Raw genomic sequence first — 26665 nt, forward strand, 5'->3', positions numbered from 1 at the left:
GAATTATTTGAGAATTTGATTGGTATGATCTTTTGTATTTACCTTTTCGATAATTTCTTCCAAGTTTCCTTCCTCATCTATGATAAATGTCGTACGGGCCGTACCCATGTATTTTCTGCCGTACATTGACTTTTCTACCCAGGTACCATACGCTTCGTGAACTTTCAGGTCATCATCTGCGATCAGGTCAAATGGAAGGTTTTGTTTTTCTATAAATTTCTGATGTGATTTTACAGGGTCTGAACTGATTCCCAAGATGACATAACCAGCTTTTTGAAGTGATTCGTAATTGTCTCTGAGGTTACAGGCCTGAGCAGTACAGCCAGGGGTATTGTCTTTTGGATAAAAATAAAGGACAACTTTTTTTCCTTTGTAGTCAGAAAGCTTTACCAAATTTCCATTTTGGTCTTTTGCTTCAAAATTTGGGGCGGGTTTACCTACTTCTAATGACATAATGTTGTTTTTTTTAGGTTGATTATTTATTTAATGGTGGTCACATACTGGGATTCATTCCCAGCCATGTCCCTTACCTTCAATAAAACCTCTCCCTTGAAAGGTTGTTTATCCAATTTTTCTGACCAGATGACATTTTGTTTATGTTCATATCTCATCAGTACCCATTTTCCATCCACAAATGCCTCAAAATCTTTGATTCCGGATTTATCGTCTTTGATGATAAATCGCAATTCTGAAGCATTCACACGGATAGGATTGATTGTTGGAGAGATCTTGTCCTCTTCGAGCACAAAAGTACCAAAATTTCTGGTTTTGAAACGGATATGATCTGATTCCCATTCACCACCAATAAAAGTTTTCCGTCCATTAACTGCCTGTAAATAGACATGAGTGTAGTTTTTATCTCCTGTGAATCCGATGTTTTTCCAAAGAATTTCCACATTTCCCTGCAAATAATCAAAAGGACTGTTGATTTTCAGAAATCTATAGGCTCCTTGGATTTTTTTCTCAATTCTTAGAAAAAGATCATCCAAAAGGGTATTTTCTAAGTAATTAACTTCTACAACCTGATTTGAAAAACTGATTTCCTTGCCAAAAGGAATTTTTGCGATGACATCCGGATAAACAATGTCTGTGCACAGATCAATAACTTCAGGAATACCATAATTCAAATCCCAAAGATAGGTTCTTTGACCGTTTTGGATATAGGCAGGTTCTATTTCCATTTCAAATCCATTCACCTTGACTTTTGCCAATTCACCTATTTCAGATTTCCCTGTTTGAATCACCATCACATTTCTGTCATAGGAAATCTGGGTTGCACTATTTGCATTGATTTTTTTGCTTGTAATTTGAAAAGGGGCTTCTTCTCCTTCTACATGAAATGATAACTCACGGGCATTTCCAAAAAAGTCCTGCATCCTTACACGTAAAGATTTTTGTTCACCTGGACGGGCGGTGATTGTTCCAGCTGAAAGCGAATCCTGACGGTAAATCTGTAGTGGATTATTGGGATAGGCATATAAGCGGATAAATCTGTTGTGATGTGTATGTGTCAATAAAAACCTCCCTGTATTGAAATCAACATGATCTACATTGATTCCGAATAGAAGCTTATTGCTTTCCAGCAATTCATAAACTGGAACCCCAAAAACATTATGCACATCATCCATTCTGTCTACAGCATACACTTCAAGACCAACTTGTCCGGTGATTTTAACAGGTTCTTTCAAAACATATCGATTGCCTACTAGTACAGGCGTGAATTCCTGCCGTTCGAATCTACCATTGACTCTTGACTCAAGATCCAAAGGTTTGATGGCCATCCTGTAAAGTACAGGGGCTGTCCTGTCCACCACTTCATCAAAGCCAAAATTAAAGGGGTCAATGGCCCTGTCCAAACTGTCCCGTATTTCAAAATGTAAATGGGGACCTCCCGAACTACCTGTATTGCCACCATTTCCAATGATGTCGCCACGTTTGACCGGCAAGGTCTTTTCATCTAAAAATAACTCCAATTCATTTTCCTGCGCCTCGTACATCTTTTGGCGTATGTATTCCGCTATGCTGGTAGAAAAGTTGCGTAAATGAGCATATACAGAAGACTGACCATTGGGGTGTTTCAGGTAAATCACATTTCCATATCCAAAAGTGGATACTTTGATGCGGTAGACATAGCCATCATCTATAGACCTGATGGGTTCTCCGTCAACTCCACCTATCTTTACATCAATTCCAGAGTGGAAATGATTCGGACGTATTTCCGAAAAATTACCCGCAAGCAAGTTCCTTTGTCCTGGTTTTACTGGAAAAAGATACTCTTGAGCAGACAGGTCAAATGAAAAAATGAAAAGAAGAAGAAGGAGATAACTATTTAACTTCAAAATCAAGCAATTTTTTATCCTCAATAAAGCCCTCCAAATGGTCGCCAATCTGCACTTTCCCAACTCCAGCAGGAGTTCCGGTGAAGATGAGATCTCCTTTTTTCAAGGTGAAAAACTGGGAGATGTATTCTACAATGGTTCCAAAGTCAAAAAGCATCATGGAGGTGTTGCCTTTTTGCTTCAGCTCACCGTTGATATTCAAATGAAAATTGATGTCAGATAGGTTTTTAAATTCGCTGACTGGCAAAAATCCCCCTACAGGTGCAGATCCGTTGAATGCTTTGGCAATTTCCCAGGGAAGACCTTTGGCCTTACATTTGTCCTGCAGGTCTCTCGCTGTGAAATCTATGCCCAAGCCTATTTCATCAAAATACCTGTCTGCAAACTTCTTTTGGATATACTTTCCTTCTTTGGATACTTTGAGAACCAATTCGACTTCATGATGGATGTTTTCTGAGAAATCCGGATGGTAGAAAGGAGCACCGTTTTTGATAACAGCTGTATCCGGCTTTAAAAAGACAACAGGAGCGGAAGGACGCTCGTTTTGAAGCTCTTCAATATGCTCTGCATAATTTCTTCCTATGGCAATGATCTTCATATCTATTGGGGTATTTCTCTGTTGACAAAGAAAGTGAATTTTTGCTGAAAGGCATAAGAAAAAGTCCACCCAAGGTAAATAACAATGATCAGGATAGAGTTCCTGATCATTGCCTTAAAAAATAGGGTTAAGGGGACAAGCAACTTTGTCAAAGTGTAATGGAAAGATTCAAAAATCTTTCTTTTTGAATACGCGCATAGCAATGGTTACCGGCCAGATCATCCAAACAAACATCATCATGGATGAAAGTAAAATTCCTTTGGTTGAGCCGAAAAACTGCTGGAAAAAAGCACCCGTATAGCCCATCAGGGCAGAAATATCCAACTGCATCAACATGATGATTCTTCCAAGATCAACCGGATTGAAGAAAATCAATCCTAAAGTGGTCTTTTCTAAAGGATAATCGGCAAAACTGTAGATCAGGTAAAGGACTAGTCCATCATAGACCAATGAGAAGTAAATCCAAAAGGAAAGACTGATGCCGATTGCCTTGGCTTTGTCCCTTGTCAGAACAGAAGCCAAGAAGGCAAGGCCTGCGAAGATGATGCTCAGTCCAATTCCTATGCCCAGCAAGGTCAAGACTGTCATATCTGCCCCCCAAATAATCATAGGAAGTCCAAAACCAAGGATGATGGCCATACTCAGCACCAAGATGACTGCCAATATTTGGCTTAGGAAGACATCCCTTCTCTTTACCGGCTGAGCCAACATCAGTTCTGTAAATTCAAGATTGTTGAAGAAGTGAGTTGTGGCAAATATTGCTGAGATCAAAGGTACTATCATCAACATGATATTGAGCAGACTAAGAGAAACCTTACTCATGTCCTCTGACACCTGATAGATGGAGATCGCTACCAGAATCATAAATAGGGTATACAGCAAAGCAAATCGTGACTTTACTATATCGTATAGCGAATATTTTAATAGCTTAAGCATTTTTCAATTCAGTTTTCTTTGGACTGTTTTTTTTTAAACTCCATTCCATCAGTCTGGCAATTGCGGTAGAGAACCTGTCTTCACCTGTTATTTCCTTGAGACTATTGACAGAGTCATTGAAGAAGACATCTCCTTCAAAAATATAAATGGCATGATTGGTCAGTTCCTCGAGTTCGCTCAGTATGTGTGAAGTGATCAAGATCAGTTTGCCGGAATCTCTTTCCTTTTTGATTTTGTTTTTGAGGACCTCTACTGCTATTGGGTCTAATCCAGCAGTCGGTTCGTCCAAAATCAGGATATCCGCTCTGAACATGAAAGCCAAAGCTGCACTTACTTTTTGCCTTGTACCTCCACTTAAGGTATGCATGGGCTTATCCATCATCTCGTTTAATCCAAAAGCTTCTACCAATTCCATGTCATATTCCTTGATTTCAGGTCTCATATCCTGCATCATGGCAAACAGCTGACCGATTTTGATATTGTCAGGATAACGGCCAATTTGGGGCATGTATCCGATGTTGGAGCGATAAGCATAACTTCCCTTTATGGATTTGCCCTGAACCATTATTTCACCCGAATTGGGTATGACCATTCCCAAAATGATTTTAATCAAAGTGGTTTTTCCGGAACCATTTGGTCCCATTAAAGCATAACTATTGCCGGATTCAAACTCTAAGTTGAAATCCTTCAGGACTTCCAGTTTGCCAAATTTTTTATGAATGTGCTGTACGGATATCATAAGGATTCATTTTAGGAGAGTTGTCAATCATATTTTCAGGTGTAATGGAAGGGATGACCTTTTCCATTCGGTCAAGTAAGGTTACCAAAAAACTCCTCCATAGGATTACTGCGGCGGGAATTTTTTCAACGATAACGCTGAATAGGTTAATTGGTCTGTAAGGAACATCGCCAACCTTATCTTTATCCAAGTCATAGCCTTCATATTTGTCCCAATAATTATGTCGAAGGGTGTTGAGTACCACACTGCCATTGGTGCTGATATCAAAGGTGTTGGCGAAGAAATTGTTTTCCTCAAAAGTATTTTGGTCACAGCTAGCCATGAGTTTAAGTGCCCAACCATTTTGATTGAAGGAATTGCCTTTGAAAAGGGTTCTACTGCTTCCTTCCATATAGATTCCAATGGTGTTTTTTCGGAAAATATTTCCGGTTACTTCACTATCAGTAATGTCTTTGAGCAGGATGCCATAGGAGCTTGCTCCCCAGTTTTCTTCGAAAATATTTTCTTTCATGAGCACATTCCGTGTGTACATGACCGCTACGCCAGCACCATTGTGCCTAAAGGTGTTTTGGATATAAGAGTTGTCATGAGAAAACATAAAATGCAGCCCATATCGTTTATTTCCTTCAATGGTATTGCTTTGACTTACGGTATTGGTCACAAATTCCAGGTAAATGCCATCACGGTGACCTTTGACATAATTGTTTTCGATCATTGAATCCTTGCATTTCCAAAGATGAATGCCGTTACCGGTTTGATATTCTCTCTCGGCTTCTGAAATCAGAGAGTTGTTCCTGATCGTTAAATTGGAGGAATTTGAAAAATGGAGCCCAAAGAAAGTGTTTTCTAAAACCATATCTTCAACACTGCAATATTTAGAATCAAAGAATTTGATGCCAGCAGAATCGTCCATATTGGATTTGCCGGTATTGATGAGTTTTAATCCGCGAATATGGACATTCTCTGCAGCTACCAGAATGATATTTCCCTGGTCCTGACCATCTATGATAGGGTGGTTTTCGCCAATGATTGTCAATGGTTTACGGATGATGATTTCATGTTCTTGATACAATCCGCTTTCCAATAAAAGTGTGTCACCGGATGAAGCTGTTTCAATGGCTTCTTTGATGGATTCTCCGGATTTTACCTTTATCGTACTAGCCTGGGCAGGGAATGCCATCAGCAACCCTAAAGTCAATATGATGATGTGTATAGTTTTCATGGTTATTGGATTTGAAACCGGTACGGCATAATTTAAAAAGGGAGATTCAACGTGATTTTCCCTTTTCGGGATAATCCAGCTATTTAAATTGTGTCACCAACTCACCCCATGCCATATAAACACCCCCATGCTCTGCCTTATATTTTTTAAGGGTTTCATAGTCTGAAAAGGCAACTATATTGCTTGCCATTGGGGTTTTGAATTGATCAGATTTCAGATAGAAAGCAATGGTCGCATCATATAAAGTTTCGGGTTGATCATAATCTGTGATCAGAATATGTTTCAAATCCACATCATTTACTTCATCGGATTCAATAAATGACATTAGGCAGTTGACATCATCAAAAATGAATATTTTTCCTTTTTGGGTGACGATTTCGGCCCCATAGTGAGGGTCCATTAATTTCATTTTGCAATGATGACAGACATCTTCTCCATAACTGATCGGTCTGGGATCTGCACTGCAAGAAAATAAAAGAGCCAAAACAGCAATATAAATTGGAAATGATTTCATGGAATTGTTGGTTAATGTAGATTGTTGAGGTTTTATGGGAGTTTCATGTTTATTTTTTACGAAACTCAGTCAATACGACAATGGCCATCAAGAGACCGGACACACCAAGTATCCAACCCCCAGTGTCTGGTCCTGAATAAGCCAGGAAGTTCAGTAATTCTTTATAACCCAAAAGCGGTGGCTGGTATGCCATTCCTGGTACTTTTATAGCTGCAGTAGGGTCGAGGTTATGTCCGTAGTCGTATCCCCAAAGGTACATATCTACCAAAACCCCTACACCTAGAATAGCAATCATTGCGAAGAAAGAATAAGCTGCCCATCTTTTTGCCAATAAAACGGCCAGAAAACCGAAGGCAATGATGACGCCGAAAACATAAATCAGATAGGTGAATTCAGGGAACATCTCCACGCCTATATGTTTCATACCGATATAGTGATTGACACCATTGATAATTTCTACATCACCACTTAGTCTGTCAATCCAAATTTTCATGTTCAACCCTTCAGGATACTGTGGTGCCCAAAGGCTGATTTGCCAAAGAGGGGTGAAATAGGCCGAAATCATCAGAGCAGCGGCTATAAAAACCAATATGCGATTTAATGGGCTTATATTTTTCATGTTTTTGTTTGTTAATTCCCGCCAACCATTGGTTGGCGGGAAAAATTTTGTCATTATTCAGCTTCTCCGGTGGAGTATTTAATTGCAGTGCTACTGCCTGCAGGAGATACCCTGAGATAACCTTGCATTTCTTGGTGCAATGCAGAACAGAAGTCTGTACAATAGAATGGGAAAACACCAACTCTATCTGGAACCCATTTTAATGTAGCGGTTTCACCTGGCATTACAAGAAGTTCGGCAGTATTGGCACCTTTGATGGCAAATCCGTGCGGTACATCCCAGTCCTGTTCAAGGTTAGTCACGTGGAAGTACACTTCATCTCCAACTCTGATACCTTCAATATTATCAGGTCGGAAGTTGGAACGTATAGTGGTCATGTAAATATGGACCTTGTTGCCATCTCTTTCCACTCTGGCATCATTGATTCCTTTAAGTGCCCTTGGGTGGTTGTTATTTTCCAAAGGATAGAATTTCACTTGCTTGTCTTTGATCAATGAAGCTGGGAAGGCTTCAGCATAGTGTGGTTCACCTATAGTGGGAAAGTCAAGCAAAAGTTGCATCTTATCTCCAGAAATATCATATAGCTGTGCTGAGTGAGCCAATTCTGGTCCTGTTGGAAGATATCTGTCTTTGGTAATTTTGTTGTAGGCAACCATGTACTTTCCATGAGGCTTACCGGTAGGTCCGCCAGGAATCATCAAGTGACCTACAGAATAGTAAGTAGGAACTCTGTCCAATACTTGCAGTGTTTCGATATTCCATTTTACCACTTCAGAAGATACGAACATCGAGGTATAAGCATTTCCTTTTCCATCGAATTCAGTGTGCAATGGTCCCAAACCAGGTTTTTCAACTTCACCGTGTAATACAGATTCATATCTTAAAACAGGCATTCCATCGACTGACCCTTCAAAATCTTCATTTTCAATTGCCGCAAGCATTTTTGTGAAAGAGAATACAGGGATGATGGCGGCCAATTTACCACTACCGATAATGTATTCACCGCTTGGGTCAGTATCAGTACCATGTGGAGATTTTGGACATGGAATGAAATAGATGATGTCTTTCAACTCTCTAGGATCCAGTGAAAGCACTTCTTCTTTGATGACAGAAGTGGCCATATGGGTATCTTCATTCCACTTGTTATGGGCATACTTGGCTTTTACCTTTTTACCTTTTCCTGCTTTGATATACTCTTCGGCTTTTTTCCAGTTTACAGCCATGATAAAGTCCTTGTCCTTTTGGGAAGCATTTACTTCCAATAAGGTGTGGGCCATTTCAGTGTTGTAGGTTGAGAAGAAGAACCATCCATGGGATTTTTTCTTACCTGCCCTTGCCAAGTCAAAGTTAAATGGAGGTGCTTCCAATTGGAAAGCAATATCCATGTCACCATGATCTTTGTCTACAGAGATAAAAGAAATAGTGCCCCTGAAATTTTCTTTATAAGTATCAATAGGAACATCCCTGTTGTCACCTGTTGGAACAGAGAATCTGGTGCCTGCTACCACATACTCCGTGTTTTCAGTAATGAAGGGAGAGGAATGGTTGCCCGCAGAATTTGGGATTTCCAGTATTTCTACTGTTTTGAATGAAGTCAGGTCAACTCTTGCAATCCTTGGAGTATTGTTAGCATTGCCAAATGCCCATCTGGCATCATGTTCTGCATTTGTGGTGGAAATGGCGATGTGGTGCAAATCATCCCATGGTACGAAACCATGAGCTGTGTTCAACATTGGCTTTGATTCTTCGGAAAATCCCCAACCGTTTTCAGGGTGAACTGAGAAAACCGGAAGAATTTTAAATACCCTTCCTGAAGGAAGACCAACTACAGACATCTGTCCGTTGAAACCACCGGATACTATGTTGTAGAATTCATCGTGTTGGCCTGGGGCCACATATACTTTACTGGCGGCATCTCCCGAAAGTGCAGATTGTGCACCTTTCGGCTTACAGCCAGGGGCAAAAGCGATTGCTATCGCAGCTCCTGCCAATAACCAAAATTTTGTTTTCATTTTAATTGGGGTTTTGGATTGTTTATTTTAATGCAGCATCCATGCTGCCAGTTTTTTCAAGGTCATTCTTTCTTAGGAATTCCAAAATATCTCTGGAATCACCTATAGAAATATTCTGGTTTGGCATCCTGGTCAAACATTCTTCCAAGAGGGCCTGTGCTACCGGATCTTCATCCAGCATCACGTCTACATTGGTGATCATGTTCATGATCCACTCTGGTCTTCTTCTAGAAGTAACTCCTTGGAAACCAGGTCCAACAACTCTTTTGTCATTAAGTTGATGGCAGGCTGTACACTTCATGTCCACTATGGCTTTGCCTTTACTGGCCATAGCTTCATCTATACCCTCTCCCAGATCCACGCTTCGAATTTCTCCTACACCTTTGGGATCAGCTTGCTTTTCTGTTGTCTGTGCACTTGGTGGGGTATATGTTCCTTGGCTTTCATTACTGCCACCTCCACAACTGGTCATCAGAAGTAATGCTACTCCAAATGACATGAGCATTGTACTTTTCATAGTTTTTCTGTTTATTAAGATTTGGGTATTATTTTTCATAATTTGAATGGTTTGTTCACTTGTTTTTAGGGTATTGTTTTTTCTAAATATGTCTGTCAAAATCAGGATCAAGCCGATTGGGAAAAAGATTGAGCTTAGAAAAAGAAATAGGTAGTAGTTTGGGAGGAATCCCATTTTAGCCCATATTAAAGTTCCCTGTCCAAGGATCAGGATTTCTGTTAGAATAAAACCTAAGGATAAGGAAAACCATCCCCACTTGGAAAGGGAGCTAATCGGAAGGACTTGGTTTTTCAGGGAATAGGCCCCCAATCCAAATGTTATAGCGCCAAGCATAACCAAATGAACAAAACCAATAACATACATTCGGATGGTATAGGCAATGGTCGCCACGTCAGGGATTACCAAGGCTACTTGAATAGCTGCTTTTAAAACAAGGCTAAATAAGCCTAAATACATCACCCTGTTGATCCAACTGTTTGGAATGCTGAAATTTGGAAAAGCTTGTTGGACATAAGGTTTGAGAATCCAATAATATGCAATGGCCTGAAGGATAACACCCACTGCGTTGATTAAAAAAAGACCTCGGATAGGTGTACTCCAGGAAACAGCAAGTGCATAAGTGAGCAGCAAGGAGAAGTGTAAGATCCATGCTTTGACTTGTGAAAACGCAATACCCCAGCCCTTGATTTCCAATTGATAGGCTAGAATGCCCAATAAGGCATAGACAAACCAACCATTCAGCTGAAAGTGCAAAAACCACTGCACACTCATAAAATAAAGTGGGTGTAATCTTCCCAAAGTTGCCCCAATAGGTGCAACAGCCCATAGGCCAATACTTGAGATCAGCATCCAGATAAGCGCAAATTTGATCAGATATGTACCGGTGCTTTTCTCAGCTTTGGCTAAATCCTTTAAGAAATGAAAGGCAAAAACATAACTGATCAGCAGGTGAATGGTAGAAAAAGTAATGCTAAAAAGGCCATACCCTTGAACGGGAAAACTTAATAGCATGCCAATATTCGCCAGAACTGTACCGAATAGTAACTTTTTGTATAACCTAAGCCTTTCCTGATTTTTTACAAAAGTGAAGACCAAAATCCCGGTTACCAACAAATAGCCCCAACCAAGTAATGCTATATGTGAGTGTGCATGGAGTATATTTTTGTATTCAATAGCCTCAAAGACACTACCTACAAAAAAATACCTCATCAACAATCCCAAAAGTGACGCCATTAGGAAAAAGAATACCGCCCAACGCATTGAAGACAAAGTAAAACCTTCATTTCTGACTGATTTAAATTGCTGTTGTTCAATATGTATTTGGACTGTTTCCATGTTCTTATGCATTCATTTGGTTATAAAGCGCAATGGCTTTTGGAAATAAGATGTTGTTTTCAAGATGAATGTGGGTATGAAGGTCTTCTTCGAATTCCTTTAGCATGGCAAATGCTACCCTGTAAGTTTGACAGCCATCTGAAGGAGTCATATAATTTTTGCAGAGCTTTGATATTTGTCTAAATCGCTCTCCTTCCATGTCATGGTCTTCTTCCATCATATGTATTGGGTTTTCTATATGCCCAAAGTGAGGTTTTGATAAATGAAAGTGGCTGGAGTTGGCCTCATCCATGGCTTTGATATAGGGGAAGAGTATTAATTCTTCTTTTTTGAGATGTGCCGATAGGGCTTCAGCTGCGGCAAAAAACAAATCTTTGATTGTATGAAGTTCAGGATGCCTTTCCCCATGAACATGTGCAATCTTTTGTAGGTATGCCTTCAAGGAAGGGATACTGTTTTCTACATAGTGATGATGGTTACTGATAATATAGTCTATGAGCTGGGTAAGACTGAATTCAGAGTAGTGGACTTCTTCCGGGTTGTTGAATTCTGTTTCCAGTTCTTTTGTAATGCTTTCCAGTGAAATACCATTCTTTGCACATGCTGCTTCCAAAGTAATGCCTCCTTTGCAGCAGAAATCGATACCATAATTGGTAAATACCTTGGCAGTTCTGAAATTTTCAGCCACAATTCCTCCAACTTTTTTTTGTGCGATGGTGCTCATGGACTATTAATTTAATGAATATTAGGATATTTTACTCCTTTAATCGGTTAAATTTTTTGTTATCAATACTTTAAGAAACTAATTCCTATGTTGACACGGTCTGCGACATCCCTCAAGCTTGTGGTCAGTAACATCCCTGTCAGATGGTCCCTGATGGCTTTAAACTTATGATGGACAGGGCAGGGGTGGTCTTCTGAACAGTTTTCAAAGCCCAATGCGCAACCCACGAATAACATATCTCCATCAATGGAATGGACGATTTGTGCAAGGAATATATTTTCAGGCTTTCCATTTAAAGCAAAACCACCATGGGGACCTTTTATTGAATTCAACAAGTCATCCTTGACCAAAGTCTGTAATATTTTAGCAGTGAAAGCTTCTGGAGAATTGATAGCCTTCGCAATATCTTTCAATCCAGCCCTTTCCAATCCTTCGGGAAGGGTGGCAATGTAGATCATCGCATTGATAGCATATTTGCAGGCTTTGGAAAACATAGTACCTCTTGATTACAGGACAAATATATCTTCTTTTTTATAAAGGACAAAAATATCCGATAATCTTTTTTAAAAAATAGTTAAGTATTTTTTTTTCATTGTTTTCTCCGCATTAAACTTAGATCGTATAGAAATAAAAAAGGGTAGAGCAGAGGATCAGTAGGAATAAAAAAACCGAAATAACTTATCTGCTACTTCGGCTTATTAATTGAATAGTAATCTTAAATGCAAAACAGAGACAGTGTTGATTTTCTATTCATGTCTACTTCCTTCCATTACCTTAAATATATGCAAAGCTGCAGGGAAAATGGCATCCATTGATTCTGCCGCACCTCTAGTAGATCCTGGTAAAGCCAATACCAGTGATTGTCCAATTTGTCCAGCCACACTTCTTGAAAGCATGGCCATAGGCATGCGTTGTTGCCCATAGTTCCTAATTGCTTCTTCAATTCCAGGTATGGTTCTTTCTACAAGTGGCTTTAGTGCTTCAGGCGTCACATCCCTAGGGGATAGTCCAGTTCCTCCTGTAAAAATGATCAGGTCAATGCCTTTTTCGCTGTAAGTTTTTGCTTTATCCTGAATTTGGTCAAATTCGTCCGGAATGATACTGTATTCATAGATGTTGACCTGATACTTTTTCAGTTTTTCGATTATGGCTTTTCCAGCCTTATCTTCTCCTGCACCATTTGAGATTTTGTCCGAGCAAACTATTACAGCTGCTTGTAAACCTTCCTTGATCTGCTTGCCAAAATCCGATTTTCCCCCTCTCTTTTCCAATAATTTGATCTGCTCAATACTGATTCCTTTATCAATCGGCTTCAGCATATCGTACATCGTCAGTGCCACTACGGATGCAGCATGCATGGCTTCCACTTCAACACCTGTCTTGTAAATGGTGTGAATTTCAGCAAACACAAATATAGATAGTCCTTCCACTTTATAACTGATGGCAGTATATTCAATCGGCAAAGGATGACAGTCAGGAATCATGTCAGAAGTTCTTTTGGCTGCAAAAAGTCCAGCCACTTTGGCCATTTCAAAAACATCACCTTTAGGTACTTTTTTGTTCAGTACAGCATCAATGGTATGCTGAGAACTTACTTGTACTATGGCTTGGGCTATTGCTTTTCTTAAGGTGGGTGATTTATGTGTAATGTCTACCATTTTTGGGTAAGGTTAGAAATTATTGATCAGGAAAAACCGAATAGGGATAAATGAATATCAATCGCCAACATTCATCATTGGAGAAAATTGAAGAAATTTTGAAAGTGTTTTTTAGGTATTTTCTTTCCAAACTGACTGCTCATTGTCGATGAGCTCTTTTCCCCAGATGGGTAACTCTTTCTTAATACGTTCTACCAGTTCTTCGCAGGCATCCATGGCTGCTTTACGGTGTTTGGAAGAGGTGAAGACAAACAGGCAGATTTCCCCGGTTTTAACTTCCCCTAAACTGTGGTAGATATGCATGCAGGTCAGTGGGTATTTTTTAAAAATGGCCTCCCGGATTTCAAATGCTTTCTCCAATGCCATTTCTTCGTATGCAGTATAGTCGATGGCATATACCTTTCCCCCCTCTTTTCCATCGGCCCTTACTTGGCCCAAAAAGATACTGTGTCCACCGATATCAGTTTTAGTACTGTGATTAGCGATTGACTTGGCTATTTTTTCAGGTGAAATAGCGCCTTGAACAAATATGTTTTTAGGTGTTCTTGTCTTTTCCATTTTTCAAATTTAATAAATAGGGGCAGAAGGCGACTCTATGCCACCTACTACAGAATAAATGTTTTTTCCTGCGAATTTCTGTTTCAACATTTTACAGGCCTTTAGGCTTCTGATGCCACTCTGACAGAACAGAATAAGGGGATCTCCCTCAAAAAGTTTGGAATCATTTTCCATTATTCTTTCCAGAGGAACGGTCAGGTGAGGAAAATTTTTCAATTTTGGCAACTCATCCCTTTCCCTGACATCCACCAAAACAGCTTTTGGTTTTCCTTTCAATAATTCCAGTGCCTCATTCCATAAAATACTGTCTGCTGCGCCGCAAGCTAGTGCATAATCTATGTTTTCGAATTCGGTAATTGATTTTGGAATCAGTAATTGACCCTGTTGATTCTTTTCTAATTCTAAGGTGTAGGTTTGATGATGCATCAGGTTATAAATCAACATTTTGTTGATTAAAGGATAATCATAACCTGTGAGGTATTTGATCGCTTCTGTGGCCTGCATGGCGCCTATGATTCCTGGCAAAACACCCAGGACCCCAGTTTCACTGCAATTGGGAATTTCATGAGCTTTCGGTGGGTCAGGAAAGACATCCCGATAGGAGATAGGTTTTTGAAGGTCAGCATTGAATATAGCCACTTGTCCCTCATTCTGATAAATGGCCCCAAAAATCAAAGGTTTGCCCAATAGGACGCAGGCATCATTGACCAAGTACCTGGTCGGGAAATTATCCGTTCCGTCTATAATAAGGTCATAAGATGACAATACTTTAATCGCATTGGATGTAGAAAGGAATTCAGGTATGCAGTTGATTTTCAGGTCTAAATATTTGGATTTAAGAAAATGGGCAGCAGCTTCCGCTTTATTAATCCCGACATCTCCTTCTCCAAACAATACTTGCCTGTTGAGGTTCGAGATGCTCACTATATCACCATCTATGATGCCTAATGTGCCTACACCTGCCGCCGCCAGGTACAAGAGAACAGGGCAACCCAATCCTCCAGCGCCAATCACCAAGACTTTGGCATCCTTCAGCTTTTTCTGCTTTTCTTTTCCAAAACCAGGCAATATGTATTGTCTTTCAAATCTGTCCATTTCATCCTCCAGAGAAAGGTGGTAATAAGGCTACTTCTGCACCACTTGGAATTGGGGTGTTTCCATGTGCTTGTTTTTTATTGACGGCTATGCTGAATTTGATATGCTGAAGTTCTGGATATTGTTGGTGCAGAAATCCCAAAAGGATATCTGTATTGGGTATGTTCTCCAATAATAATTGCTGAGTTTTAATTTTGTCGGCTATCATTCCAAAAGCCAATACTTTTATTTGCTGATTGATTTTTTCCATTTCTGAAGCATAATACATTCTTATTAAATTCGTCTTAGAGGTCAGTTATCTGTAGACATTTGACTTTATGAGCGGGAAAAGCTATAAGATGAATACGTTTTGATCCTTCAAATGATTTATGTTTGAGCCGATTTTTGACCTCGTTTGTAAGTATTTAGCCTTAATTTAATCATTTCTCTTCTATTTCCCCTCTCAACCTGTCCAAATTAACTTCACTGCGGCAATCAATAACACTACCCCCAATAAATATTTGACGACTTTGGACTGGAATTTTAAGGCGCCAAAATAAGCGCCTAATGCTCCGCCAAGGATGGTCAAAGGCATGACTATCCATAACTGTTTATCGATTTCAGCTGAAAGTCCTCCCGCACCCAAAAACCCGCTGATTGAATTCAATAAGATAAATAAGGCTGAAACTGCTGCTGTTTCTTTGACATTGGTCCAGCCCAACATCAACAGAATAGGAGATAGGATGATACCTCCTCCTATGCCGATCAAACCTGAGAAAAAGCCAATTACTAAACCCAAAACTGCTGCCATCCAAAGTGTTTCTTTTATGGTAGCACTTTCTTTGATGGGGAAAATGTTCAGGAACTTTAATACTGGAAAGATCAACAGTATTCCCAAAATTCTTTTATAAATGGAGGTATCCACCAAAATGGTCCCCCCCAAATACGCTGCAGGTATGGAAAAAAGTATCAAAGCCAGAAACAGTTTGGTCGGGAATTTTATGGCTTTATTGAAGGAAATAAATGCCATTAGGGACACAAACATATTCATCAACAAAGCGGTCGGCCTGATTTGCTCAGGAGCAAAATTGAGTAAAGCTAATACCATCAGGTAGGAACTGGCTCCTCCATGCCCTACCGAAGCATATAGAAAGGCTACGGTCGGTAGAACCAGGTAAAGTATCAATTCATTTAACTCCATCTAAACCTTACCATTTATAGAATTTGACCATGCTGCCTTTTGGGAGGAATTCTATGTCTTCGGGTATTTCTAAGATGCAGTTTGCAACGCCATAAGAAATCAGATTGAATGATTCCTGTCCTGAAAGGATTTCTATTGAACCGTTTTGCTCTTTGGCTTTCAGAAAAAAAGTTAAACCCTGTTTTTTTCTATAATCCTCTTTCAAAGGTAATAAACCTGTAGGTTGCCAGGTATTTGATTTTCCCATCCAAGATTCCAAGCAAGGTTTGACATATTGATTGAAGCAGGTGAGTGTAGAGGCAGGATTTCCAGGAAGGGCAAATATCCATTGATGATCTCTAAAACCGACATAAAGTGGTTTTCCAGGCTTTTGCTTGATTTTGTAGAACAGTTCTTTGACACTTGCGTTTTCTAATCCCTTTTTAACAAAATCAAATTCCCCAACAGAGATACCACCTGAAATGATCAGAACATCATAGCGCTGGATAAAATCATTGATTTGAGATTGTAAAAGGTCCGGGTCATCGATGGATTTGGCTATTTCTATGGCTTTGACCCCAAGTTTTTGCAAATAAGTTTTGAGAACATGTCCATTGGAATCGTAGACTTTGCCAAAAGACAGTGGTTCACCTACTTCCATCAATTCGTCACCGGTAAGGATAATGCCAACTGTTGGAGGCAAATAAACCGGTACTTGATCCAGACCTACAGAAGCTAAAAGGCCGATCATTCCCGGAGTAATTTCAGAGCCTTTTTTTGCAATAAGCGTTCCTGTGGTATTTTGAGCACCTTTCTTTCGGACATTGGCACCTTTTGAAAAATTTTCAATATCAAAGTTGAACAGATTACCTTCTATACTTACCAGTTCTTGCTGAATAACCGTATCCGCCCCATTTGGTATTGGCGCACCAGTGAAAATACGGATAGCTTCATCTTCACCTAATGTAAAGTTTCCTATCTCGCCTGCACGGATTTTTGTTTCAGCCCTTAATTTTCTACTTGATTGCCCGTCCTGCCAACGGATAGCATAGCCGTCCATGGCCGAATTGTCAAAAAATGGAATATCTATAGGAGATTGGATATCTGCTGATAGAAATAAGCCCAAGGACTCATCCAATGCAACCGTTCCTGTTTTACCTGATAATTGATGTTGATTTAATAAATTCTTTGCTTCCTCAACTGAAATCATAATGCTGAATTTATCCGCCGATTTTGATCATGCTCCTGTTTTCAATCTTTTCGGCTTCTGTTTTTTGGTAATTGGGTGTGAATTGCCCTCCAAGAATGGCATGCTTTCTTTTGACAGATACATGAATGAGCGGCAGTATGTCTTCACCTTTTCTTAAGCTGCCCAAAAGATCTATTTCTTCTTTTCCAAAAAGGCAATTTTTCATCTTACCGTCAGCAGTAAGGCGAAGCCGGTTACAGTCACCACAAAAATGTTCACTCATGGTAGTAATAAATGCAAAGGTTCCCCGATGGCCAATGGCCTTATATTTTTTCGCGGTGGCATGGGGTTCGTCCTGCAGTTTTTCCACTTCGAATTCCTGCCCCACCATTTCCAACATTTGTTTGGCAGTGATGACTTTGTCACTTTTCCAGTGGTTGCCTGAAAAAGGCATGAATTCTATAAACCTCACATGTAAGGGCAGGTCTTTGGTTATCCTGATAAAATCACCGATTTCATGCTCCACTATGCCATTAAGAGCGACAGCATTGATTTTGATCCTGAAGCCATTATCCAGCAATAAAAGGATATTATCCCAAACCTGTTGGAATTGGTCCCTCTTGGTCAGTTTAAAAAAGGTTTCTCTGTTCAGGGAATCCAAACTCACATTTAGGGTTTTGATGCCGACTTCTTTGAAGAGTTCAATGTATTTATGTACCAACACGCCATTGGTGGTCATAGTAAGCTCAACAGGCATTTTTGCCAATCTCCTGGCGATTTCAGGAAACTCTTTTCTGACCAAAGGTTCACCGCCTGTAAGTCGGATTTTTTTCACTCCTAAATCCACAAAAGTCCGGGCGATTTTCTCGATTTCATCTGTAGACATCAAATGGGAGTTGGGTAGGCATTCTATCTGTTCATTGGGCATGCAATAGGCACAACGGAAATTGCAACTGTCCGTCAAGGAAATCCTGAGATAGTTATGAATTCGTTGGTGTTGGTCAATCAGCATGCAGTTTTTATTTTATCAGCCTCTAATATCGGAAAACCCTAGTGAAATCAATAATCTGCATCAGAGAATAGTTTATTTACTTTTTAAATAATGTTAAGATTTAGCTTCATTAAGTCGTCAATATCCTGATATTTATCAGTATTTATCATGGAATAAAGTCTCATTTTTGGCATCAAAATAAAGATTGTATGCATAATCGATATCAGAAAGCAGTTGATTATTGGTTGATGGCCGGTGCTGTAATGGTCCTTTTGATGGTAGTGATAGGCGGGATTACAAGATTGACCCAATCCGGGCTTTCCATGGTGCGGTGGGAACCTATCATTGGTACCATTCCTCCCTTGAATGAAGCGGAATGGTTTTTGGAATTTGAAGCATATAAAGCCTCACCTGAATACCAGCATTACAATAGTCACTTCGAACTGGACGATTTCAAAAAAATTTATTTCTGGGAATATTTACACCGTCTTATCGGCAGGTTGATCGGACTCGTTTTCCTATTTCCTGCAGTATTTTTCTGGATAAAGGGAGTTTTTTCCGCAAGCATGAAGAGGAAAGTGATCATCATATTTTTTGGGGGGCTATTTCAAGGTGTCTTGGGTTGGTATATGGTGAAAAGCGGTTTGGTGGATAAGCCCCACGTCAGTCATTACAGGTTGGCGGCACATTTATCTACAGCCTTGGCTTTAGTGGCCTATATTTATTGGGTAGCGATGGACTGGAAACAGCAAAAACAGTTTTTTGTACCAAAGGTCCGCAATTGGAGCATTACCATATTATTTGTGTTGGGTATTCAGATAGTGTATGGTGCGTTTGTAGCAGGTTTAAAAGCAGGAAAAATGTACAACACCTTTCCAAAAATGGGAAGGGAATGGATTCCTTCTGAGCTTTCCTATGCTTTTGACCTCCATGGTTTTGCAGCCATTTTTGAAGGCGGGGGAGTGGTACAACTGCTCCACCGTTATATCGCTTATCTGGTTTTGGGAATGGTCCTGTATACCTGGTGGATTGTAAAGAAGCACCATCAGGTTTTGTTATCTTCAGCCAATTGGCTACTTGTTTTGGTCAGTTTTCAGTTTTTACTGGGTGTCTTCACGCTGCTATGGGCAGTGCCCGTCAGTTTGGGAGTCCTACACCAATTAATGGCTGCCTTTTTGCTTTTAGCCGTTGTAAACATCCTGCGAAAATCCAGTGCAACCGGTTAAGGGAAATAAAAAAGCCGACCATTTTCGGACGGCTTTTTTATGGTTATTTGACCAAAGGTTTTTCCCTTTGGATTTCCATCATGTCAACAGGTGGAGGGGTGTTGTCACCCAATAAGTGTTGAACGAAGTAATCACCCATTCTCCAGAAGAAATATTCTGTCATATCCCCAAAACCATGTCTTTGACTTGGTAGGATGATGAAATCAAATCGTTTGTTGGCTTTGATCAGCGCATTGGCCATTCTGATAGTATTGGCCGGGTGTACATTGTTATCTACATCACCGGTGACCAAAAGCAGTCTTCCCTTCAGGTTTTTGGCTAAATCAGGGTTCTTTTCCACCTGATAGATGAAAGTAGTGTCTCCTTTAGGATTAATGACTTCTTTTACCCCATGATGCTTCTCAGACCACCATCTGTTGTAGATGTTGTTTTCATGGTTACCGGCAGAAGAAACAGCTACTTTGAAGAAATCAGGATAGACCAACATGGCCGCTGTGGACATGAATCCACCACCAGAGTGGCCATGTATGCCTACTCTTGATTTGTCAATAAAGGAATGTCTGTCCGCCAATTGTTCTACAGCAGCTTTTTTATCAGCAAGACCATAATCTCTTAAATTGCCATATCCATAGTTGTGATACCACTTTGACCTTGAAGGGTGACCGCCGCGGTTACCGATGGTCACCACTACAAATCCAAATTGGGCCAAACGGTCAATTCTGTCCATTCCTCTTCCGAATGCTTTGTTGACAGCTTCGGTTTGTGGTCCAGGATAGACATATTCAATGATGGGATATTTCTTCGTACTGTCAAAATCAAAAGGCTTGTACATGACACCATAAAGATCGGTGATACCATCATCAGCCTTCACTTTGTAAGGTTCAGGAAATTTGTAGCCGGCAGCAAATAAGGAGCTCAGATCAGCTGTTTCCAGATCCATGATCTTCCTTCCTGTATTGTCATATAATGCAGAAGCAGGAACAGTGTTTACCCTACTGTAATTGTTGACGAAATAGGTTGCCTTATCATTCATGGATGTGCCATGATTGAAATCACCTGGATTAAGCAGCGTGATGGCTCCACCGCTGAGATTTACTTTATAAAGGTGTTCATAGTAAGGATCTTCACCTTTTTCTCTGCCATTTGCGGTGAAGTAGAGGAAATTGTTTTTTTCATCTACTCTTACGATACTTTCTGAATGGAAAGGTCCTGATGTCAATTGCCTTTTCAGGTTGCCTTGGGTATCATAAAGGTAATAATGACCCCATCCATCTCTCTCAGACCAATGGATCAACGCTGTTCCATTGTTGATGATTTCTGGTTTTTGGATATCGATGTAGGTATTGCTTCTTTCTTCGATGATGACCTCTTTCTTACCTTCCTTGATGTTCCATCTGCAAATATCTATGCGCTTTAGATCTCTTGAAGTAATGGAGAAATAAAAGAAATCATTATTCCCTAACCAAAGTACAGGTTTGAAATCATCATCCCTATTGGATGCGGCAATACTCTCAGACCATAGGCCTATGGTTTGGTCTTTGAAGGTAGAGACATCTAGTTTGCTCATTTTTTCAGATGCGAAAGAATAGTGATACAGCTCAGCTGTCGGCTGCTCTTTTTCACCCGGCATGGCATATTTGTAAGTCTCCAAGGTTGGTCTTGGATTACGGGTATTGTGGATTACCCATAGGTCTTTGACTTTTCTCGAATCAGATCTGCTGAGGATAAACTGTTTAGAATCCGCAGACCAAAGTACTCCTGCCCGTTTGCGGTTATTCTTGTTTTTTTCCTCTTCTTCATTGTCTTCACCTCTTCCCCAGCCACCATAGCTATAATCTTTCTCACCATCTGTTGTCAATTGGTGTTCAACTATTGTGCTATCTTTCTCATCCTTCACTGCTTTCAAAAAATTTGCTTTGTCCATCCAAAAAAGGTTTTCATTTTTGGAGAATACGATCTTGGATGAATCAGGTGAAATATTGGCCCAAGAAAGTCTTTTGGCCTCTTCCTCAGGATCGGTGATCTCGGTTAGTGTTTGGCTATTGATGTTAAAACTGAACACAAAGGTTTTCTTTTCCAGGGAATCTTTGGCATTTCTGTTTTTGGCTTTGATTTCTTCCCAGTCTTTTTTTACGACCTCTTGCGTACTTTTGATTTTGAACTGAATCGTGTTTTCGTCTTCCAAAAACTTCAGGTTACTGATATCCAAATGTTGGCCATCAAAGGGATCTTTCACGATTTTGGTGATTTCTGCCGCCAACCTATCATTGTCAAAAAGCTTGGTTTTGGTCCTGGTAGCAGGATTCACTATGTACCAGTTTTTACCTTCGGTGGTTTCATATTCATACCAAAATCGATCTGATTTTTTAAGCCAATGAGCATCTACATCCGTAGTAAATATCATTTTTTTGAGCTTTTCTGGGGAGAACCGGGCAGCCAGTTCATAATTTCCTTTGGTATGAGCTTCCTGCGCAAAGGAAGATCCCACCCAAAAGAAAAGCAATGTGTATAAGTAAACTTTCCTCATATTAAAATTATTTTAAACCCACGAATCTATAACAAAGGCTCTTTTTTAGGGAACCGCTTATGGAATATTAAGCTAAATTAAGTGTTGTAGGATGGTTTTGGTTTTGTCATTTTTTTGGGAAATTTTTCTATGAATACCATATAGTCCATTTATCATGACTTCATTTACCCTTACATAATTACTCGCTTTACAAAGAATAGAAGATGTAAATTAGACATGAATTAAACTTAAAATCACTATGAAAAAACACCTACTTACCTTGCTCTTTATGGCCCTTACGGTTATATGGGCTCAGGCGCAGGAAATCAGAGAAGTCAAAATTGAATCTTCAACTGTGACCAATGGAGAGGCCAATATCAAAGGAAAGCGAGTTCCTTATAAGGCTACTGCTGGAACCATGCCTGTTTGGAATGAAGATGGTAAGCCCATCGCCTCTTTATTTTACACATACTATGAAAGAACTGATGTAACCGATAAGTCTACAAGGCCATTGGTTTTCTCTTTTAATGGAGGTCCTGGATCCGGTTCATTGTGGATGCATTTGGCTTACACTGGTCCATATGTCCTGAATATTGATGATGAGGGATACCCTTTACAACCTTATGGCGTAAAGCAGAATCCACACTCTATCCTGGACGTGGCTGATATCATTTACATAGATCCGGTAAATACCGGCTATTCCAGAATTGTTGACAAAGAAACCCCAAGATCTACTTTCTTTGGTATCAATGCTGATATCAAATACTTGGCTGATTGGGTAAAAACCTTTGTAACAAGACAGAACAGATGGCAGTCTCCAAAGTATCTGATCGGAGAAAGTTATGGTACTACCAGGGTTTCTGGATTGGTTCACGAACTTCAAAATGCCCATTGGATGTACTTCAATGGTGTGATTTTGGTGTCTCCAACAGGTTTGGGATTGGATAGAAGTGGCCCTGTGGCAAAAGCTAACTACCTACCATATTATGCTGCGACTTCTTGGTATCATAAAGTGCTTCCTGCTGACCTTCAGGCCAAAGATTTAGACCAAATCCTTCCAGAAGTTGAAAAATACACTTTGGATGTGGTGCTCCCTGCGATCGCAAAAGGTGGTTCTTTAGATCCAGCAGAAAGAAAAGCCATCGCCAAGAAAATGTCATATTATTCCGGTATCAAAGAAGAAGTGTTTCTTCAGCACGCTTTGGCTGTTCCAACCAGCTTCTACTGGAAAGAGTTAATGAGAGACAAGGGTTTGACAGTTGGTAGATTGGATAGCCGATACAGAGGTATTGACCAGACAGATGCAGGTGAAAGATATGATTATGACCCTGCTTTGACTGCATGGAACCACGCTTTCTCCCCTGCGATGAATTATTATGCTAAAAATATTCTTAAGTATAATACAGACCTTACCTACTACTTATTCGGACCTGTTCATCCATGGGATAGAGGAAATGACAATACTGGAAACCAGCTTGCCCAAGCGATGCTTCAAAATCCATATCTTCATGTTATGAACCAATCTGGTTATTTTGACGGAGGAACGGATTATTTCAATGCTAAATATAATCTGTGGCAAATGGACCCTTCAGGAAAACTACAGGACAGAATGACCTTCAAAGGTTACAGAAGCGGTCACATGATGTACTTGAGAGCGGAAGATTTGGCCAATGCCAATGAAGATGTCAGACAATTTATCCTAAACACTATTCCGGCTAAAGATAAGCCAGCTAAATATTGGTAATCAATTATTGAAAATTTGATTTCTAAAAGGATCAAATAGTTAAAAAGCCCTTAGAGCAAAAAAGACTTGCACTAAGGGCTTTTTTTAAGTGTAATGTAAAAGAATTGATTGGAGTACTCTTAAAAGAATTAATTCGACATTAATGAATGGCTTAAACTAATTTGGAAAACTCATCTAAAGAACGGATGGGAATTGGGGATCCCATCCATTTCCCGATCATTTCGAAAATATTTTCTTTCTTTTTACCTGATTTTCTCAAAAACTGTATGGATGTTGCTCCAGATGATTTTGATAATTTTTGTTGATCTGGACCTTGTATAAGAGGATGGTGGTGAAAGGTGTTTTTAGAAAATGAATTTTTGTCTAAATGGTCAGCTAAATACACCTGAGCAAGAGTAGATCCGGCTAAATCTTTACCTCGGATGACCAAGTCAACTCCAAAATGAATGTCGTCTACTACAGATGTTAGTTGATAGGCAGGTAATCCGTCTTTTCTTTTAACGATAAAATCAGCCAAAATACCAGGGATTTTCCCGATTGTGGTACCTTCATAAAGGTTTTGATAGGAAACATCATGGTGTCGGTCTACCTTCATTCTCCATGCCACATCTTTGGTTTTGAAATCCAAGTGCCTATTTCTACAAAATCCAGTATAAAAACCATTGGGGTCCATTTTTTCAACTTTTTTACGGCTGCAATCACAGGCAAACAAAACCTGTTTTTCCTTTAATCTTTCTAATGCTGACCTATACAGGTCAATTCTTTGCCTTTGAGAATATTGACTTTTAAAATCTTTATGATTTTTAGGACCTTGGTGATAGGGTATTTCCAAGAAATCCAAGGTGTCAAAAATATCATGGATAAACTTTTTCTTTACCCTTTCTCTGTCCATATCGTCAATCCGAAGTAGGATTTTTGCCTGATGCTTCAGGGCCAGATGATAGGTGATGATAAATGAATAAATGTTCCCCAAATGCAAATATCCACTGGGTGTAGGGGCAAATCGTGTCAGCCGGAATTTTTCTAAGGGGTCTTTGTTTTCCATAAAATTATGAATGTAAAATAGTGATAATCTCTTTTATTCGAGTAACTAATTTGTCGAATTTCAAGTCGGTTTAGTTTTCAGCAAAGCACAATGGTTTTTTTATGTCTTTTCTGGAAAATTAAGAGAAACTTATACCATAGTATTACCTATTCGATTAGAAATATTGATACTCAAATAGATTTCAGTAGCCTTTAATAATTTTTAACTCCTGCTATTTCAATTCCAACATAAGGAGATGTAATTTCGAAAAGTGAAAAGATTCCTCCTGCTGAGTTTATTTTTGTTTGCCTTTAGTCCGATCCAAACTTATGGACAGGCGATAACCGGTAACATCATAGATGGTCTGGACAGGAATTTTTTGGATAAAGTTTGGGTCATCAACCTCCAAAATCGGGACAGCAGTCTGACCAATGAAAGGGGCTATTTTCGGGTAAAAGGCATAAAAGGTGATAGCCTCTTGATTTCCAGATCCTACTATATTCCCCGAAAAATTGTGATAGGCGAGGAAAGGCATATCCTAACTGAGATTTATTTAGATGCCAGGACCTTACCTCGCTTTGACTTGTATGGAGAAAGGATTACGATTCCATTTAATCCCGGGAATCTTTCCAATATGCGCTCACTCAGTGATCGTCCTGCCGGACCAGGGAAGGTGTATGCCGGCACTTCGGAGCAGAATGGTATGATGCCTGGGTTTACGATTGATAGTCCTATTTCCTATTTCATGAGATCTGAAAGACAAAAAAGACAATATGCCAGAAAGCTTGCTTTTCTTTCCCGTCAACAAGATTATTTGAACTTAATTCAATCTGATTCCGTGATGCAGGCATTGAAGCAGGAGTACAACCTTTCTGATAGGGATTTGGATGACCTGATCATCGAGTTCAACATCAGGAATATTGATCATCAGTTTGTGGATATGAACTGGGAACAGGTTGAAAAAATGCTGAATGATTTTTTGGAGCAAAGAACAAGGTTCAGGAAAGAGGATAGCTATCAGGAAATTCCCGGGGCCTCTACTGACTTTAGAAAAAGGAAGTCCAATTCTCCTCTTTAATCTTCAAAGTTTCGGGTGAGTAGTAAAAAGTAAAGCCATCCGAACATCGGATGGCTTTCAACCTAAACAAAAGGCAAACTAACAAAAGGGGTGTAAAGCGTTAAAAATTTTCTTAATTAAATCCTCATGTAAATTAGTGCCTGGTTTTTTCTGAAGTTGCCCAAACCCGGAATCTTGGTATACAAGTTTTATCAGGAACCAGGTCTTAATGTTGTTGTCCCCATCATCTATGGAAATAGCTTTAAGTACTTATACCAAAGATAATCCTGAAATGTTGTGTATTTGGACCTGTACCGCTATTAAATGATTTTATGTAATGATAAAGAAAAATTTATCCTTTAGTATTTGATAATAAAACAAAAGTCTGAAACATAGTTTAGGCTTTTCTTTTGAATGACCAGGTCACAAAGAATCGTGCAACGACCTCACCTTGAGGGCTGGTGCCAGTGGATACCATTGTTAGTGTACCAGTATCATTGGGCTGCAATTTATCGATCAATTCATTCAACTCTTTTCCTTGATTACAGGTGAAGGTGATTTTTTGATTGGCTTTCTTGTGGTATTCTGCTTTGAAGTCCACTACCAGCATGCTGAATTTACCTTTTCCGGCCATGGATAATTGGCAGAGGGCACCAGTACTCAATTCGGCGGCTCCTGCCATTGCTGCAAAATAGATGGATTTGAACGGATTCTGGCTCCTCCAGAAAAACGGAATCGTCACTTCACATTTCTCCAAGGAAAGACTCTTGATTTTCAGCTTCCAAAAAATTGCAGATGGGAGTTTGAAAAACATTGCCCACCAAAAAATAAAAGGATTGGTCATTCTCTTCAAATACTGTTTTGCCTGAGGGTTCATATCTGGACGTTGGTTTTTTTTTGAAA

General features: G+C 39.7%; 25 protein-coding genes. 3 read left to right on the plus strand and 22 right to left on the minus strand.

What is annotated here, in order from left to right; genetic code table 11:
• Positions 1-3 precede the first annotated feature (3 nt).
• The 19 genes from bcp to moaA form a co-directional block, all read right to left on the minus strand.
• The gene (bcp, locus tag ACFFIP_RS04780; RefSeq protein ID WP_382386431.1) at positions 4-453 is read right to left on the minus strand and encodes a thioredoxin-dependent thiol peroxidase; all 450 of its coding nucleotides are present in this window, start codon (positions 451-453) and stop codon (positions 4-6) included.
• 26 nt (positions 454-479) lie between these two features.
• Positions 480-2339: a M23 family metallopeptidase gene (locus tag ACFFIP_RS04785; RefSeq protein WP_382386432.1), complete on the minus strand. Its 1860-nt coding sequence runs from the start codon at positions 2337-2339 to the stop codon at positions 480-482.
• Positions 2326-2937 (minus strand): fumarylacetoacetate hydrolase family protein, encoded by a 612-nt coding sequence (locus ACFFIP_RS04790; protein WP_382386433.1) that lies wholly within the window; start codon positions 2935-2937, stop codon positions 2326-2328. The genes ACFFIP_RS04785 and ACFFIP_RS04790 overlap by 14 nt, the downstream gene beginning before the upstream one ends.
• A gap of 168 nt (positions 2938-3105) precedes the next feature.
• Entirely contained in the window at positions 3106-3873 is a 768-nt protein-coding gene (locus ACFFIP_RS04795) for an ABC transporter permease subunit (protein ID WP_382386434.1), read from the minus strand.
• Positions 3866-4612, minus strand: a complete 747-nt coding sequence (locus ACFFIP_RS04800) for an ABC transporter ATP-binding protein (protein WP_382386435.1) — start codon at positions 4610-4612, stop codon at positions 3866-3868. The genes ACFFIP_RS04795 and ACFFIP_RS04800 overlap by 8 nt, the downstream gene beginning before the upstream one ends.
• Positions 4587-5834: a nitrous oxide reductase family maturation protein NosD gene (locus tag ACFFIP_RS04805; RefSeq protein WP_382386436.1), complete on the minus strand. Its 1248-nt coding sequence runs from the start codon at positions 5832-5834 to the stop codon at positions 4587-4589. Before ACFFIP_RS04805 ends, ACFFIP_RS04800 begins: the two co-directional genes overlap by 26 nt.
• A 79-nt stretch (positions 5835-5913) precedes the next feature.
• Entirely contained in the window at positions 5914-6348 is a 435-nt protein-coding gene (locus ACFFIP_RS04810; protein WP_382386437.1) for a nitrous oxide reductase accessory protein NosL, read from the minus strand.
• A 49-nt stretch (positions 6349-6397) separates the two neighbouring features.
• Positions 6398-6967, minus strand: a complete 570-nt coding sequence (locus tag ACFFIP_RS04815; RefSeq protein WP_382386438.1) for a hypothetical protein — start codon at positions 6965-6967, stop codon at positions 6398-6400.
• Between the two features lie 53 nt (positions 6968-7020).
• The gene (nosZ, locus tag ACFFIP_RS04820; RefSeq protein WP_382386439.1) at positions 7021-8979 is read right to left on the minus strand and encodes a Sec-dependent nitrous-oxide reductase; all 1959 of its coding nucleotides are present in this window, start codon (positions 8977-8979) and stop codon (positions 7021-7023) included.
• 22 nt (positions 8980-9001) lie between these two features.
• Positions 9002-10831, minus strand: a complete 1830-nt coding sequence (locus ACFFIP_RS04825) for a c-type cytochrome (protein WP_382386440.1) — start codon at positions 10829-10831, stop codon at positions 9002-9004.
• Positions 10832-10835: 4 nt separating this feature from the next.
• Positions 10836-11555: an iron-sulfur cluster repair di-iron protein gene (gene ric, locus ACFFIP_RS04830; protein ID WP_382386441.1), complete on the minus strand. Its 720-nt coding sequence runs from the start codon at positions 11553-11555 to the stop codon at positions 10836-10838.
• A gap of 62 nt (positions 11556-11617) precedes the next feature.
• On the minus strand, positions 11618-12049 hold the full coding sequence (locus ACFFIP_RS04835) for an RrF2 family transcriptional regulator (RefSeq protein ID WP_382386442.1): 432 nt from the start codon (positions 12047-12049) through the stop codon (positions 11618-11620).
• Between the two features lie 252 nt (positions 12050-12301).
• Positions 12302-13213, minus strand: a complete 912-nt coding sequence (moaCB, locus tag ACFFIP_RS04840; protein WP_382386443.1) for a bifunctional molybdenum cofactor biosynthesis protein MoaC/MoaB — start codon at positions 13211-13213, stop codon at positions 12302-12304.
• Positions 13214-13324: 111 nt separating this feature from the next.
• Complete coding sequence (locus tag ACFFIP_RS04845; protein ID WP_382386444.1) at positions 13325-13771, minus strand: molybdenum cofactor biosynthesis protein MoaE; 447 nt, start codon at positions 13769-13771, stop codon at positions 13325-13327.
• A gap of 9 nt (positions 13772-13780) precedes the next feature.
• Positions 13781-14866 carry a ThiF family adenylyltransferase gene (locus ACFFIP_RS04850; protein WP_382386445.1) on the minus strand — a complete coding sequence of 362 codons (1086 nt, stop codon included), beginning with the start codon at positions 14864-14866 and terminating at the stop codon, positions 13781-13783.
• Position 14867: 1 nt separating this feature from the next.
• Positions 14868-15116, minus strand: a complete 249-nt coding sequence (locus ACFFIP_RS04855) for a MoaD/ThiS family protein (RefSeq protein ID WP_382386446.1) — start codon at positions 15114-15116, stop codon at positions 14868-14870.
• Between the two features lie 192 nt (positions 15117-15308).
• Positions 15309-16046: a sulfite exporter TauE/SafE family protein gene (locus ACFFIP_RS04860; RefSeq protein WP_382386447.1), complete on the minus strand. Its 738-nt coding sequence runs from the start codon at positions 16044-16046 to the stop codon at positions 15309-15311.
• Between the two features lie 7 nt (positions 16047-16053).
• The gene (locus ACFFIP_RS04865; protein WP_382386448.1) at positions 16054-17235 is read right to left on the minus strand and encodes a molybdopterin molybdotransferase MoeA; all 1182 of its coding nucleotides are present in this window, start codon (positions 17233-17235) and stop codon (positions 16054-16056) included.
• A 10-nt stretch (positions 17236-17245) separates the two neighbouring features.
• Positions 17246-18226: a GTP 3',8-cyclase MoaA gene (moaA, locus tag ACFFIP_RS04870; protein ID WP_382386449.1), complete on the minus strand. Its 981-nt coding sequence runs from the start codon at positions 18224-18226 to the stop codon at positions 17246-17248.
• A gap of 188 nt (positions 18227-18414) precedes the next feature.
• Here moaA and ACFFIP_RS04875 point away from each other — a divergent pair, with 188 nt between their 5' ends.
• A complete protein-coding gene (locus tag ACFFIP_RS04875; RefSeq protein ID WP_382386450.1) occupies positions 18415-19431 on the plus strand; it encodes a COX15/CtaA family protein in 1017 nt (338 codons plus the stop codon).
• A gap of 43 nt (positions 19432-19474) precedes the next feature.
• Here ACFFIP_RS04875 and ACFFIP_RS04880 read toward each other — a convergent pair whose 3' ends face one another.
• Positions 19475-21958, minus strand: coding sequence for a S9 family peptidase (locus tag ACFFIP_RS04880; RefSeq protein WP_382386451.1), 2484 nt, complete (start codon positions 21956-21958; stop codon positions 19475-19477).
• Positions 21959-22196: 238 nt separating this feature from the next.
• Here ACFFIP_RS04880 and ACFFIP_RS04885 point away from each other — a divergent pair, with 238 nt between their 5' ends.
• Complete coding sequence (locus tag ACFFIP_RS04885; protein WP_382386452.1) at positions 22197-23681, plus strand: S10 family peptidase; 1485 nt, start codon at positions 22197-22199, stop codon at positions 23679-23681.
• A 151-nt stretch (positions 23682-23832) separates the two neighbouring features.
• Here ACFFIP_RS04885 and ACFFIP_RS04890 read toward each other — a convergent pair whose 3' ends face one another.
• Positions 23833-24726: a glutamate--tRNA ligase family protein gene (locus ACFFIP_RS04890; RefSeq protein ID WP_382386453.1), complete on the minus strand. Its 894-nt coding sequence runs from the start codon at positions 24724-24726 to the stop codon at positions 23833-23835.
• 250 nt (positions 24727-24976) lie between these two features.
• On the opposite strand from ACFFIP_RS04890, the gene ACFFIP_RS04895 reads away from it, so the two are divergent.
• The gene (locus ACFFIP_RS04895) at positions 24977-25783 is read left to right on the plus strand and encodes a hypothetical protein (protein WP_382386454.1); all 807 of its coding nucleotides are present in this window, start codon (positions 24977-24979) and stop codon (positions 25781-25783) included.
• 376 nt (positions 25784-26159) lie between these two features.
• Here the strand turns inward: ACFFIP_RS04895 and ACFFIP_RS04900 are convergent, their stop codons facing one another.
• A complete protein-coding gene (locus ACFFIP_RS04900; RefSeq protein ID WP_382386455.1) occupies positions 26160-26639 on the minus strand; it encodes a PaaI family thioesterase in 480 nt (159 codons plus the stop codon).
• Positions 26640-26665: the final 26 nt, after the last annotated feature.

The organism is Fontibacter flavus (assembly GCF_042432905.1).
GTDB lineage: Bacteria > Bacteroidota > Bacteroidia > Cytophagales > Cyclobacteriaceae > Fontibacter > Fontibacter flavus.

What these genes read in the sequence shown, in the direction of transcription:
- nosZ (WP_382386439.1), bottom strand. Translation starts at nt 8,979, where the DNA reads ATGAAAACAAAATTTTGGTTATTGGCAGGAGCTGCGATAGCAATCGCT.
- ACFFIP_RS04860 (WP_382386447.1), bottom strand. Translation starts at nt 16,046, where the DNA reads ATGGAGTTAAATGAATTGATACTTTACCTGGTTCTACCGACCGTAGCC.
- moaA (WP_382386449.1), bottom strand. Translation starts at nt 18,226, where the DNA reads ATGCTGATTGACCAACACCAACGAATTCATAACTATCTCAGGATTTCC.
- ACFFIP_RS04815 (WP_382386438.1), bottom strand. Translation starts at nt 6,967, where the DNA reads ATGAAAAATATAAGCCCATTAAATCGCATATTGGTTTTTATAGCCGCT.
- ACFFIP_RS04845 (WP_382386444.1), bottom strand. Translation starts at nt 13,771, where the DNA reads ATGGAAAAGACAAGAACACCTAAAAACATATTTGTTCAAGGCGCTATT.
- ACFFIP_RS04875 (WP_382386450.1), top strand. Translation starts at nt 18,415, where the DNA reads ATGCATAATCGATATCAGAAAGCAGTTGATTATTGGTTGATGGCCGGT.
- ACFFIP_RS04885 (WP_382386452.1), top strand. Translation starts at nt 22,197, where the DNA reads ATGAAAAAACACCTACTTACCTTGCTCTTTATGGCCCTTACGGTTATA.
- ACFFIP_RS04890 (WP_382386453.1), bottom strand. Translation starts at nt 24,726, where the DNA reads ATGGAAAACAAAGACCCCTTAGAAAAATTCCGGCTGACACGATTTGCC.
- ACFFIP_RS04825 (WP_382386440.1), bottom strand. Translation starts at nt 10,831, where the DNA reads ATGGAAACAGTCCAAATACATATTGAACAACAGCAATTTAAATCAGTC.
- bcp (WP_382386431.1), bottom strand. Translation starts at nt 453, where the DNA reads ATGTCATTAGAAGTAGGTAAACCCGCCCCAAATTTTGAAGCAAAAGAC.
- moaCB (WP_382386443.1), bottom strand. Translation starts at nt 13,213, where the DNA reads ATGGTAGACATTACACATAAATCACCCACCTTAAGAAAAGCAATAGCC.
- ACFFIP_RS04800 (WP_382386435.1), bottom strand. Translation starts at nt 4,612, where the DNA reads ATGATATCCGTACAGCACATTCATAAAAAATTTGGCAAACTGGAAGTC.
- ACFFIP_RS04900 (WP_382386455.1), bottom strand. Translation starts at nt 26,639, where the DNA reads ATGAACCCTCAGGCAAAACAGTATTTGAAGAGAATGACCAATCCTTTT.
- ACFFIP_RS04850 (WP_382386445.1), bottom strand. Translation starts at nt 14,866, where the DNA reads ATGGACAGATTTGAAAGACAATACATATTGCCTGGTTTTGGAAAAGAA.
- ACFFIP_RS04790 (WP_382386433.1), bottom strand. Translation starts at nt 2,937, where the DNA reads ATGAAGATCATTGCCATAGGAAGAAATTATGCAGAGCATATTGAAGAG.
- ACFFIP_RS04835 (WP_382386442.1), bottom strand. Translation starts at nt 12,049, where the DNA reads ATGTTTTCCAAAGCCTGCAAATATGCTATCAATGCGATGATCTACATT.
- ACFFIP_RS04855 (WP_382386446.1), bottom strand. Translation starts at nt 15,116, where the DNA reads ATGGAAAAAATCAATCAGCAAATAAAAGTATTGGCTTTTGGAATGATA.
- ACFFIP_RS04865 (WP_382386448.1), bottom strand. Translation starts at nt 17,235, where the DNA reads ATGATTTCAGTTGAGGAAGCAAAGAATTTATTAAATCAACATCAATTA.
- ACFFIP_RS04810 (WP_382386437.1), bottom strand. Translation starts at nt 6,348, where the DNA reads ATGAAATCATTTCCAATTTATATTGCTGTTTTGGCTCTTTTATTTTCT.
- ACFFIP_RS04805 (WP_382386436.1), bottom strand. Translation starts at nt 5,834, where the DNA reads ATGAAAACTATACACATCATCATATTGACTTTAGGGTTGCTGATGGCA.
- ACFFIP_RS04880 (WP_382386451.1), bottom strand. Translation starts at nt 21,958, where the DNA reads ATGAGGAAAGTTTACTTATACACATTGCTTTTCTTTTGGGTGGGATCT.
- ric (WP_382386441.1), bottom strand. Translation starts at nt 11,555, where the DNA reads ATGAGCACCATCGCACAAAAAAAAGTTGGAGGAATTGTGGCTGAAAAT.
- ACFFIP_RS04795 (WP_382386434.1), bottom strand. Translation starts at nt 3,873, where the DNA reads ATGCTTAAGCTATTAAAATATTCGCTATACGATATAGTAAAGTCACGA.